The organism is Pontibacter sp. H249 (genome assembly GCF_037892465.1).
Lineage (GTDB): Bacteria > Bacteroidota > Bacteroidia > Cytophagales > Hymenobacteraceae > Pontibacter.
On sequence record NZ_JBBKTR010000011.1, the window covers coordinates 126,717 to 139,068 of the forward strand.

At 44.6% G+C, this 12,352-nt stretch carries 13 protein-coding genes; 7 read left to right on the plus strand and 6 right to left on the minus strand.

The genetic code is table 11. From position 1 onward, the window contains the following. Positions 1–46: 46 nt before the first annotated feature. A complete protein-coding gene (locus WG943_RS14335; protein WP_340410043.1) occupies positions 47–655 on the plus strand; it encodes a superoxide dismutase in 609 nt (202 codons plus the stop codon). A gap of 107 nt (positions 656–762) precedes the next feature. On the opposite strand, the gene WG943_RS14340 is transcribed toward WG943_RS14335, so the two are convergent. Next, positions 763–1,929, minus strand: a complete 1,167-nt coding sequence (locus WG943_RS14340) for a hypothetical protein (protein WP_340410045.1) — start codon at positions 1,927–1,929, stop codon at positions 763–765. 211 nt (positions 1,930–2,140) lie between these two features. Next, positions 2,141–4,360 carry a protein-disulfide reductase DsbD family protein gene (locus WG943_RS14345; protein WP_340410047.1) on the minus strand — a complete coding sequence of 740 codons (2,220 nt, stop codon included), beginning with the start codon at positions 4,358–4,360 and terminating at the stop codon, positions 2,141–2,143. A gap of 655 nt (positions 4,361–5,015) precedes the next feature. On the opposite strand from WG943_RS14345, the gene WG943_RS14350 reads away from it, so the two are divergent. From WG943_RS14350 to WG943_RS14360, 3 genes are all read left to right on the plus strand, one after another. Then, positions 5,016–5,246, plus strand: a complete 231-nt coding sequence (locus WG943_RS14350; RefSeq protein ID WP_340410049.1) for a hypothetical protein — start codon at positions 5,016–5,018, stop codon at positions 5,244–5,246. Between the two features lie 198 nt (positions 5,247–5,444). Next, the gene (locus WG943_RS14355) at positions 5,445–6,758 is read left to right on the plus strand and encodes a hemolysin family protein (protein ID WP_340410051.1); all 1,314 of its coding nucleotides are present in this window, start codon (positions 5,445–5,447) and stop codon (positions 6,756–6,758) included. 6 nt (positions 6,759–6,764) lie between these two features. After that, a complete protein-coding gene (locus WG943_RS14360) occupies positions 6,765–7,223 on the plus strand; it encodes a hemerythrin domain-containing protein (protein ID WP_340410053.1) in 459 nt (152 codons plus the stop codon). 2 nt (positions 7,224–7,225) lie between these two features. Here WG943_RS14360 and WG943_RS14365 read toward each other — a convergent pair whose 3' ends face one another. Next, positions 7,226–7,741 (minus strand): gamma carbonic anhydrase family protein, encoded by a 516-nt coding sequence (locus WG943_RS14365; RefSeq protein ID WP_340410055.1) that lies wholly within the window; start codon positions 7,739–7,741, stop codon positions 7,226–7,228. Between the two features lie 138 nt (positions 7,742–7,879). After that, on the minus strand, positions 7,880–8,863 hold the full coding sequence (locus tag WG943_RS14370) for a radical SAM protein (protein ID WP_340410057.1): 984 nt from the start codon (positions 8,861–8,863) through the stop codon (positions 7,880–7,882). A gap of 251 nt (positions 8,864–9,114) precedes the next feature. Here WG943_RS14370 and WG943_RS14375 point away from each other — a divergent pair, with 251 nt between their 5' ends. From WG943_RS14375 to WG943_RS14385, 3 genes are read left to right on the plus strand one after another with little or no spacing between them, the layout of a single operon-like run. Further along, positions 9,115–9,546 carry a RidA family protein gene (locus WG943_RS14375; protein WP_340410059.1) on the plus strand — a complete coding sequence of 144 codons (432 nt, stop codon included), beginning with the start codon at positions 9,115–9,117 and terminating at the stop codon, positions 9,544–9,546. After that, on the plus strand, positions 9,533–10,096 hold the full coding sequence (locus WG943_RS14380; RefSeq protein WP_340410060.1) for a hypothetical protein: 564 nt from the start codon (positions 9,533–9,535) through the stop codon (positions 10,094–10,096). Before WG943_RS14375 ends, WG943_RS14380 begins: the two co-directional genes overlap by 14 nt. Positions 10,097–10,120: 24 nt before the next feature. Then, complete coding sequence (locus WG943_RS14385; protein WP_340410062.1) at positions 10,121–10,333, plus strand: hypothetical protein; 213 nt, start codon at positions 10,121–10,123, stop codon at positions 10,331–10,333. A 246-nt stretch (positions 10,334–10,579) separates the two neighbouring features. Here WG943_RS14385 and WG943_RS14390 read toward each other — a convergent pair whose 3' ends face one another. Further along, positions 10,580–11,305 carry a LytR/AlgR family response regulator transcription factor gene (locus tag WG943_RS14390; protein WP_340410064.1) on the minus strand — a complete coding sequence of 242 codons (726 nt, stop codon included), beginning with the start codon at positions 11,303–11,305 and terminating at the stop codon, positions 10,580–10,582. Between the two features lie 6 nt (positions 11,306–11,311). Next, entirely contained in the window at positions 11,312–12,352 is a 1,041-nt protein-coding gene (locus WG943_RS14395; protein WP_340410066.1) for a sensor histidine kinase, read from the minus strand.

Below are 12,352 nucleotides of genomic sequence, written 5' to 3' on the forward strand. Positions count from 1 at the left end.
ACTTTTGTACGGCACATATTTTTCACATATAAACATACATAAAACTATGGCTTTCGAACTTCCGAAACTACCTTATGCTTACGATGCTCTGGAGCCGCACATCGATGCGCGCACCATGGAAATCCACCATACAAAACACCACCAGGCTTACACTGATAACCTGAACAAGGCTATCGCAGGCACTGACATGGAGAACATGAGCATCGAAGAGATTATGCGCAATGTTAAAGAAGACAACAAAGCTGTTCGTAACAATGGTGGCGGTTACTATAACCACAACCTGTTCTGGACGGTGCTTTCTCCGAATGGTGGCGGCCAGCCGTCTGGCGAGATAGCTGATGCAATCAATTCTGCTTTTGGCTCTTTTGACCAGATGAAAGAGAAGTTTAACGCTGCTGCGGCTACTCGTTTTGGTTCTGGCTGGGCTTGGCTTTGCGTAAAAGACGGAAAGCTGGAAATCTGCTCTACTCCTAACCAGGACAACACACTGATGTCGTTTGCTGAAGGATGTGGCGGGCAGCCGATCTTAGGCCTTGATGTGTGGGAGCATGCGTACTACCTAAACTACCAGAACCGTCGTCCGGACTACATCAACGCTTTCTGGAATGTGGTTAACTGGGATGAGGTAACACGCCGCTATAACGAAGCGAAATAAACTATATTTATCTTAAAACAGAAAGCCCTGCCTGAGACGGCAGGGCTTTCTGTTTTACAGGACCTACAGCACACTTTACTGTATACTTTGTACATCCTGAAAGCTCTCTACTCAAATAATTTAAATTGTACCCGTGTTTGCTTTAAAGTTTCTGGCACCATAACCCGCACGCGACTCTGGTTATCGTCTACTAGAAACTGATCTACAGGTATTGCTCGCTCACCCTCTGCTTCAAATTCGGTTTTATTGTATACTTGGACAAGTACCTTTTTGCCTTTGTATTGACGTGGTACCTGCACCCAGGTAGCTTTTTTAGTTTGGGTGTTTATTAACCAGTGTGGTCTGCCTCCTGCTAATGCCACAGGCGGGTGTACCACCTGTATATCTACATAGCCTTTCTTAGCTCCGATCGTGACAGGATTTGCGCCATCAGAAGTCAAGACTGCAGGCGAATTAACTTTAGCGCAGCTGCAGGTCGTAACTTGGTCAATGGTAAGGGCATCCACGTTTGCCTCCTGTAAGTAAGCACCTAATCTTTTATACTTATCCCGCTCTTTTTCCAGAATATGATCATACCCTACATATCCAAATACTTTAGCTTGTGGGTTTGCTTTACTAGTAGCCAGCAAATTGACAGCCTGCAGTGAGTCCCGGTAATTAGATCTTGCTACAGGATCCGAGAGTTGCTTTTCCTGATTGCTCCTGATTTCGTGTCCTACTACTTTGAAGCCTTTAGCAAGGGCAGCTCTGATAAAGTTTGCAAACACAGGCTCTCTCGTATAAAACCCAGATGAAGCCACAGGATATTTACGGCTATTAACCGCTGTATCTTCTTCTGACAGTGCCTCCAGAGAAAGTATAGTATATCCAGCAGCATAAAGAGAGTCTAACATTGTAGCCGCAAAAGCCCGATGCGCCGGCACATGATGTGCCTCGTTCAAGAGAATTAGAGATGCATTCCTGGCTTTAGACATAATTACAGCAAACGGATCAGCTAATTGCACATTACCTTCTAAGCCTTTATCAAGCAGGAAGCTATTTTTTGTGTTATCTGTTGCCCCTACAAAAGATTGATAAGTAGCAAACGCCTGCTCGTAAGCCCATTTATCAAATGAGGCCTCGTTATCCTGTAAATATTTTAAAGGTGCCACGTAGTTTAGGTTTCCCTTGGCATCCGTAAACCGCTCGAAGGCACCACTAAAAGGTGATTGTTGCGCAATGCCAACCGTTGGCAAGGCAATAAGCCATATAAGTAACATTGCGTATGTTTTCATTCTGAGGTAGTTTATTATCTATATATTTTTATGAATATAAGGAATTCAGGCGTTTTTTCTGAAACTCTCCACAAGTTCTTTAGCTTATAGTATACCTGCTGCAACAGCACGCACATCCTGATCTGCCTGACCAAAATACCCAATAAAGTATAAATCCCTGCCGTAGCGCATAGCCACAGCAAGGATTTATACTTTATACTTTACCTGAAGCTTACTGCTGCGCTACCTGCTTTTTTGCTTTGTAGGCAGCCACCCCTGCATCCAGAAACTCCACAAAGTTATCTACATCTAAATCGTAAGCCGTTGGCTTAACCAGCACGTTCTCGTTCTCGTCCATCAGCACATAGTATGGCTGGGCATTTACGTTAAACTTAGTAATCTGGTAATCGGCATACTTTTTACCTATGGTTGCTTTCTCCTTGCCATCATACGCACTAATATATTTCTCCGACTCCGCCAGTTCAGTTCGGTCATCAACATAAAGTGCCGCAATTACATAGTCCTCGCGCAAACGTTTTAGCACTTCCGGGTCCGACCATACATTCTGCTCCATTTCGCGGCAGTTAACGCAGCCGTGGCCGGTAAAATCTATAAAGATTGGCTTGCCCTGCTCTGCAGCACATTTCTTAGCCTGCTCTAAATCAAAATAGCCTTGCAAGCCGTGGGGTAAATGTAAAAAATCAGCATATTTTGGCTGCTCGCATAATTGGTTTGCTGCACTAGCTACTGCTGTACCACCTGTGTTTTGCCTTATAATCTTATTAATATCAAAGTCTTGGGTAGTCTGCGGTGGCAGGTAACCTGAAAGTGCTTTAAGAGGTGCCCCGAACATACCAGGTATAAGATACACTACAAAGCCAAACGTTGCTATAGCAAAGAACAAGCGCGTTACGCTTAAGTATGGTAGGTCAGAATCGTGTGAGAACTTAAGCTTACCCAACAGGTAAAAGCCCATTAGGGTAAAGATCACGATCCATAAAGCTAAATACACTTCGCGGTCCAGAATGCCCCAGTGATACACCTGGTCGGCAACGCTCAGGAATTTAAGCGCCAGTGCCAACTCAATGAAGCCCAGCACCACTTTAACAGAGTTAAGCCATCCACCAGATTTTGGCAAACTGCTTAGCCACGATGGAAAAATAGCGAATAAAGTAAATGGTAAGGCAAAAGCAAGCGAAAATCCGAACATGCCCACTACAGGCCGTAATGTTTCGCCGCCAGCTGAGGCAACAAGTATACTTCCTACTATCGGGCCGGTGCACGAAAACGATACAAGCACCAACGTAAGCGACATAAAGAAAACTCCCAGCAATCCGCCCCTGTCGGCCTGTGCATCTACCTTGGTTAAAAAAGAACTTGGCAGCGTTATCTCAAACAACCCGAAGAATGACATGGCGAAAATGATGAAAACAGCAAAGAACAGCAGGTTCGGAAACCAGTGTGTACTGATAAAGTTAGCTCCATCTGCGCCGAACAATTTGGCTACTACCGTACCTACCAAAGTATAAATAGCAATAATAGACACACCGTAAACCAGTGCTTTAAAAATTGCCTGCCCACGGTTATCACTGTTACCTGTAAAAAAGCTCACCGTCATGGGTATCATCGGGAACACACAGGGTGTTAACAGAGCACCTAAACCGAACACAAACGCAATCAGCATAAACGACCAAAGCCCGTCAGCTTCTTCCTCAGCAACAGGCTCCGATATTACAGATGGTACAGCTTCGGAGGCTTCGTCAGGGTTTGTGGCAGTTATAGCAGTTGTGTCTTCAGACGTCTCCTCACTGGCAGCAGTATCGCTTAGGGTAGTTGTAACTTCATCGGCTCCAAATGCAGGCGACAATGGTTCCTGCCTTTTATTTAGCGCCTCCTGTTTTGCACCTGTCTGTGTTTCTACTGCAGCTCCAGTCTTACTTGCCGGTGCAGCCACACCGCTTACCGTTATCTGTTTGTTTGTAAAAGCAAAGTCGTCATCAAACGGGATGCAGCGTCCATCTACATCGGTACATACCTGGTACTCGTAGGTCCCTTTTACCTGTAGCTCTGGCTTTAGCACGCGTATTTTTTGGCGGAATTGAGCAGTACCTACAAAGTAGGTATACTCTCCCTCCCACAGGTCGTCATACTTTTTCTTCGGGTTAATCGGCTTGATTTTACCTACCAGTTCGTAGGATGGGTGCTTCTGAAATTTAAACTCTGTAACCATAGGCCCCAGATCTGGATCAAAGTCAGAAGAGTACAGGTACCAATCTTTGTCAATGCGTACATTAAATACCAGCTCTACCTCCTCGCCTACGGTTACCTGCTTTTTAGACACGTCGTAGCTCCAGCTAGCAGGCTTTAGTACCTGCGCCTGTGCCAAGGCAACTGTTAATAACAAAAACAGGAAAGTTGCCAGCAGTTGTTTTACAACTAAATGTTTAATCATGGGTGATAGTATAAATGAATGCAGCCACTCTTACTATAAAACCAGCTACAGATGCTCTTGTGTTCATATTTTGCATTACAAAAGTATGAAATTTTGTCCGGAAGCATTTTACAGTTTTGCCCTTTCAGATAAACAACCGCCACAGTCTCCTCAGCGCACTTTAATATACTCTGAATAGCGTCATTCTAAATCCATAAAATAAATCTTAGACTAAATCTGAATTACTAGTTTGAAATATTGTACAATTTATGCAGAAATATATTCGCCTCCATTGCCCCAGATGCTGCTTTACCTAAATTCACTGCATTTCCACATAAAAAAAGGTTTATAAATCATTGTAATTATCACAAAAAATTATTAAATTTTAATATTAAAATACAACCATATTACTATATAACCCGTATTCATACTATAAAAAATAAATTAAGTATCATTGGCATTAGAATAACGCTTATACACACTCGAAATTATAACTTTAGCGGACATCACTGCATTACTTTTATAAAGTAAGGAATCTTTAAGGAAGGTTTATTGTATAATTAGATAAAGAATAATTGTAATTTTACCACCTAGAATGAAAAATATCGCGGATATACAGCATGGACTGTCTTTACGAACAGAATGTGGCAAGGAATACAGCAATGCATTTAAAGCTATGAAACTTGTTCGTGATGAAAAGCATAATTTTCATCTCGTCTACAGAACGTACTCTGATGAATACATTTATTCTTTCTGCAATCCCTTCCAGGATACTTTTACAGCAGATACTTACAAATTAATCTCTGAGGCAGAGGCAAAAAAAATTTTTCTACCACGCCTGTCTCAGGATAACGTTAGTGAGTTATTTAACAACGCAGAAGCGTTCCAAAAGCAAATGGCCCTCTGAATTGCTGTTAAGTATCTTAAAACAAAAAGGTGCCTCCCGGTACCTTTTTGTTTTATAATCGATCCGAAAACCCTATCTTAACAGCAATATCTACATATAAAGGTTTAAATATATACTTGATTTAGTATCTACTCTCGTAGCACAAGCACGTATTTTACCTTAATTTTACTGCTTGCTTAAATAGCTGAGCACACAACTATGATTCTAGACATATTTATAACTGTTTTTCTGGTTCTGCTAAACGGATTCTTTGTGGCCGCAGAGTTTGCTATTGTTAAGGTTAGATCGTCGCAGATTGAGCTTCGTGCACAATCTGGCAACGCGATGGCCAAGATGGCACAGCGCATGATTACCCACTTGGATGCTTACCTTTCGGCTACGCAGCTGGGTATTACGCTTGCCTCCCTCGGATTGGGTTGGATTGGCGAAAGCGTGGTTTCCCAGATGGTTATAAATGTGATGAACTTTTTTGGCTTTAGCGGTGGCGAGGCATTGGCGCATACTATAGCGCTGCCTGTTTCTTTTGCCATCATCACAGTCTTACACATTGTGTTTGGCGAACTGGCGCCAAAATCGCTGGCTATACAGCGTTCCGAATCAACAGCACTGGCAGTATCTTATCCGCTTCGTTTTTTCTATGTTGTATTTAGTCCATTTATTTGGCTTCTGAACGGGTTTGCCAACCTGGTGCTACGTGCTATGGGCATAAGCCCCGTACATGGCGCAGAAGTGCACTCTGCAGAAGAGTTAAGACTGCTGTTTGAGCAAAGTGCGGAGGGAGGAGCCCTGCAAGACAGCCACCATGAGCTGATTGAAAATGTATTTCAGTTTAATGAGCGCATGGTAAAGCAAATCCTGGTGCCGCGTACCAAAATGACTGCTATTGATGTGAACATACCGGAAGAGGAGCTGATGGAAGTGATCTTTAACGAAGGCTACTCCCGACTGCCGGTATACAATGGCAACATCGATAATATTGTAGGTATACTTTATGTAAAAGATATCCTAAGCATTATGCGCCTGGGTAAGCCTATCAATATTGAAGCGCTGATGCGCCCAGCCTACTTTGTACCGGAAACCAAGAAAATAAACCTGCTGCTGAAGCAATTCCAGCGCCGCCACATGCACATGGCCATAGCCACCGATGAATTTGGTGGGGTATCAGGTATTGTAACCATTGAGGATATAATAGAGGAACTAGTAGGCGAGATACAGGACGAGTACGATGAGGAAGCGCCAATCGTAGAGCGAATTAACGATTTTGAGTATAAAGTAAACGGCTCCGCCTCTATTACCGATGCCAACGATTACCTGCCATACCCATTACCGCAGGGCGAAGATTATGAAACCGTAGGCGGATTAATGAACGTGATTTACGGCCATATTCCGGAGAACCTAAACGAAATGACCAGCTTTAACCAGTACGATGTGCGTGTGCTCGAAAAATCAGACCGCCGCGTAGAGTGGGTGTTGCTGACAGTAATAGAAGAAGCACGCGACGAGATAAGCTAGCACCGTATGAAGCGCCACGAAAGTATAGCACCCATATCGAGGCAGCACCACAGCGGGCTGCTAACGGCAAGGTTGCTGCAGCGCGGCGCTCCGCCTTATAAGGGCATGCCCACCACACCGGAAGCTAAGCGGGATTATACGTTAACCTTTTTAGAGCAGCACCTGCTACCGCACTTCAAACTGGAGGAGAATACTGTATTCAGGCTTGCACCGCAAGTATCGGGAGAGCTGGCACAACAAACCAAACAGCTGCAAGAGCAACATCAGCTCCTGGAGAGCCTCATACTTGCCTTACCTGACGCTACCCAGACAGAGTTACCAGACAAGTTGCACAAAATAGGAAAACTCCTGGAGCAGCACATACGCCATGAAGAACGTGTGTTTTTTGAGCAACTGCAGCAGGAGCTTCCGGATGAAAAGCTACAGGCGCTGCAGCAGCTGGTGCAACAACACTTGAGAGAGTAATTTTACTGGCCGGTAAACCAGCTGCTGTACAGCACGTAGTTGTTGGCTACTTTATCCAGGCCAGCAATCTGCTCCTCGCTTAGCTGTTTCACTTTTTTAGCCGGTATACCTGCATAAATCCATCCCGACTCACACACGGTATTCTCCAGCACAATGGCACCAGCCGCCACAATACAGTTCTTCTGCACCAGCGCATTATCCATCACAATAGAGCCCATACCTATCAGCACATTATCTTCCACAGTACAGCCGTGCACAATCGCGTTATGCCCTACAGACACATTGCTGCCAATAGTGGTAGCTGCCTTTTCGTAAGTGCAATGGATCACGGCGCCATCCTGAATGTTGGTTTTATCTCCAATGCGGATGCTGTTCACATCGCCACGGATAACGGCATTAAACCACACCGAGCAGTTGCTGCCCATAACTACATCTCCTACAATAGTGGCGTTAGGCGCTAAAAAGCAATTATCCCCCATCTGCGGCTTTATTCCTTTAACCGGAAGTATAACTGGCATAAACTTAATTATTGATTGTTAAACTGCTTAATTGTTGTTTCTGCAAAGATAATGGTTGTTTTGCCTAATGCTCGTCTTTTGCTATACTTCTGATTCACACTTACTGGTTATTCTCATTCGTACAACAATCAACAATTATCAACCAACAATCAACCTTTTCCACGTGCCTTTCAGGTAGTTATACTTTATTGTACTGGGCAGCGCTTTCCAGAAGTACTTGTTAAGCTCTACGGCAAAGCTGGGTTGCATGTAGCAGTTAATGGTGCAGCCTTCGCATTCAGGCAGTCTTCCCTCCTGCTGTTTTAGCGACTCTACTTCTTGGCTTAAGTATAAACTATGCAGGTGGCCTTGTATTGGAAAGCTTTTAGCGCCCAGGTGGTAACACGGCAGCACCAGTTCGTTTTCAGGGGAAATAACCAGGGTGGTGCTGGCGGCTTTGCAGACAGGATTGGAAGTATGATTTCCGCCATCGCGGCGCAGCTGAATAAAGCCCTCGTTCAGGTATACTTGTTTGCGCTTGCCAAACGTAGTTAGGTAATCAAGTTCCTGCTCTGTTAGCTGCTCTCCGGTTTCTACCTGGTTGTACTCGAAGGCTGGGTTAATGATGAGCACCAACTTATTCGGAAGTATAATTTTCTGATACACCTCCTCCAGCTGATGTAGATTGTTCTTAAAAACTGTGAAAAGTATATCTGGTTTCTCCCCCAGTCGCTTCGCCACCTCAATAGACTCCATCACAAAATCGTAGCAGGCAACACCTCGGCTAGTGTCGTGCTCGGTTTTATCGGCAGAATCAAGAGAGAAGTGCAGCATATCTACTTTACCTTTTAGGCGCTCTGCCAGCTTTGGATAAAGCAAACCGTTGGTGGTAAGCGTAGTTACAAACCCCATATCGTGCGCCATGCCCAGCATCTGGTCTATCTGGCGGTGCAAAAGCGGTTCGCCTCCGGTAAAGTCTATTACCTGCACGCCCAGCTTTTTCAGGTCAAGCAGGTTTTGGCGCACATCCTCCAGGGTAATATAGGGAGAGGGCTTTTCCCAGATGTCGCAGAACGAGCACTTTGCGTTACAGCGGTAAGTAACGTAGTAGTTGCAAAGCACAGGTTTAGTTCTAAGGCGCATCTGGTGGGGTATTACAAATTAATATTTACGAATTACGAATTATTAATTCAGATTAGAAAATAAGACAGAAGTATACGGAAACAAAGTATAGATGCGCTGCAATTTATACTAACAAAGTATAGATTTTCTATATTTATGCTGTTAAACGTTTAAGCGATAGTTTAATGGCCGGAATGTTAAATTTCTGAACCCTAAATTTATCAAGTTAACTCTCTAACTTTTAAACTCCCAAACTCTCTAACTCATACTCTATGAAAAGACAAAACATTTCTTCCGGTGCCGTTTGGGAAGATATTGTGGGCTACAGCCGCGCCGTGCGTGTAGGCAACACCATTGAGGTAGCCGGCACCACCGCCACTAACGGTGATGAGGTTGTTGGCAAAGGCAACCCTTACGAGCAGGCGAAGTATGCACTGCAAAAAATTGAAAAGGCGCTAGCGCAAGCCGGAGCCTCCTTAAGCAATGTGGTGCGTACGCGCATCTATGTAACCAACATCAGCCAATGGGAAGAGGTAGGTCGCGCGCACGGTGAGTTCTTTAAAAGTATAAAACCTGCCTCTACAATGGTAGAAGTAAGTGCCCTGATAAACCCTGACCTATTAGTAGAGATAGAGGCCACCGCTATACTTTATGCCGATGAAAAGCTGATAAACGAAAATGCCACGCCCTATGATGAAGTATAAAACTATACTTGCCGCTACCCTCCTGTTGCTATCTTTTGGCTGCGCCACCACCAGCACCATATTTAACCCTGCACCACAACCTGAAACCGGCAAAACACAGGTAATGCTGTTGGCGACATTACATGGCTATCACAAAACCAACCCTAACTATACTTACAGCGATGTGTACGAGATCATCCGGAAGTATAACCCCGATGTGATTGGCGTAGAAATCAGGCCGGAAGATATTGCCCAGGACACCAATTATCTGAAACAGGTGTACCCGCTGGAGATGCGCCAGATAACGGTAATGTTTCCAAAAGAAAAACTAGTGGGTTTTGACTGGTATGGACAAGAGGCGACTGGTAAACTTTTAACACCCGATGCTTTTAAAGGAGCCAACAAAGAGTTATCAAAAGTAAAGCTGCTGGAGCGCCAGATGAATGCCGACACCACATTAACGGACAAAATGGCGATGATTGCTGTATTGGTTAAAAAAATGGGAGAACTTGCCAGCACCAGCACACCAGCTCAATTTAACAACTCAGGCCATTACGAACTTACCTCCTAAATTTTTTACAACCAGATGGATGCCATGATGAAAGGCTTGCCATACGAGAACTACACCAGCTTTAACCGCCAGCGCGACGAGCACATTGGTAAGCATATCATAGAAACCATCAGGCAGAACCCTGGTAAAAAACTTATTTTTGTTATGGGAGCTAACCACAGGTTTGCAGCCCGCAAGAACATTGAGCAGGCGTTTGGCGGCAATGTGGAACTGGTGCCTGTACCAAATCCGCGTTAAGTATAAATAGAACAGTATAACACAGCATATTCGTCTGTGTTTTAACGGTGGTTGTATAGCAATTACAGTGCTTTGTATAATAAAATTTCACAGCATTATTAAACCTTTACATTTGTACCGCATCTAAAGTGCAATGGGTATTCTTGTTTAAGGTGAGATATAAGTAAGAACCCGCTTAACGCAAAGGTCACGTCTTCTGATGTGGCCTTTGTTGTTTTACACCACCCGCCTTACTGCTGGTATCCTTTAGATTCCTTGATTTAATAGTTTAAAGAAATCTGCCACATAGGTTTTACCGATGGGCAGCTGCTGCTTGTGCAGGTTTACATGTTGCCGGTCTATGGCCTCAATGTGCTGCAGCGCTACAATGTATGATTTATGAATGCGGTAAAAAGCTTCAGGAGGCAGCATTTGCATTACCTCGCTTAGCGGCATCAGGGCCAATATCTTTTTTTCAGGAGTAACAAACGATACGTAGTTTTTGTCAGCTTCCACGTAAAGTATGGCATCCAGTTTTATTTTGATCAGCTGATAACCACTTTTTATGAAAATGTAGTCTTTGGCTACGCTTGCCTCATCTTTTGCAGTTGCCCCGTTTGCAACTACTCCAGATTTAGATTGCAGCTGCTCCGCAGCCTTATTAACTGCCTTCATAAACCTGTCAAACTCGATTGGCTTAAGCAGGTAGTCTACAGCATCCAACTCATAGCTTTTAACGGCATATTCTGAGTAAGCTGTGGTAAATACAACCAGTGGCGGCTTACTTACTGCTTTCAGCAGCTGTATCCCCGAAAGGTCGGGCATGTTTATATCGAGAAAGAGCAGGTCTACCTCATTACTTTGCAGGTAAGCCAGTGCCTCCAGGCTGTTGCTGAACGACTGCTGCAGCGTAAGGTTTGGTGCCATACGTATGTAATCTTCCAGCACCTCCAGTGCCATCGGCTCGTCGTCTACTACCACACAGCGTATCATAGTCTTTTAATTTAAATGGATGTGTAATTGTGTAAGAAAAGTATGCTCCTTTTCCTGGGTATGCAGTTCGTGGCGGTTGGGGTACAGCAAAGCCAGCCTTCGGCGCATATTTTCCAGACCAATACCAGAGGCGTTCTCAGGCATACTTTCCTCGCGGCGGTGCATGCTGTTTTTAACGCTGAAGTTGAGTTCTTTACCCTGCACATCCAGCTCCATGTGTATAAACGAGGGCTGCTGGTAGCTGATACCGTGTTTAAAAGCATTCTCTACCAACGTAATCAGCAACATAGGCGGCACCTGCACCCTTTCCCAATCTCCTTTCTTCTCAAGCTTAATGTCCACGCCTTTATCGGGTAAGCGCAGCATTTGCAGAGCTATGTAATCTTCCATGTGCTTGATGTCTTTTTCCAGCTCAACCAGCGGCAGGTTACTGTCGTGCAAGGTGTAGCGCATCAGGTGGGCCAGTTTAGCAACGCTGGCAGCTGTACCGTGCGCCTGCTCACGGCGGGCCATCGAAAACAGGTTGTTTAAGGTGTTAAACAAGAAGTGCGGGTTAATTTGGGCTTTCAGGTACTTCAGTTCGGCTTCCAGTTTTTCCTGTACCAGTTGCCGTTCCCTGCGCTCATGCTCTACCCAATCTTTTAAAAACCTGTACGAAAAAGACAGCACCAGCACCAGCAGGTTCATGATCAGATTAGGCACCACAGACAAGCTATCGCGGAAAGTATAAATATCGGGCCACAGGGTGGTTAAGAGCACTGCGTCAAACAGTATCTCGAGCGTTGTAACACCTACAAACAGCAGCAGCAGCTGGATAGCAAACAGGGTAAGGCTGCGGTGCCGTTTATACTTTGGCAACAGCACCAGCGCATTTACATAAAACAGCACCAGGTTAAAGCACATCCAGGCAAGGGCAGGAAGTATAATAGAACCATCTTCCCCCTCAAAATGGTACATGGTAATGTTCGTGAAGGGACTAACAAAAAGTATGTAGCCGATCAGCCAGACCAACACGTGTAACCATACTTCTTTCTTAAGCCTTTTCAT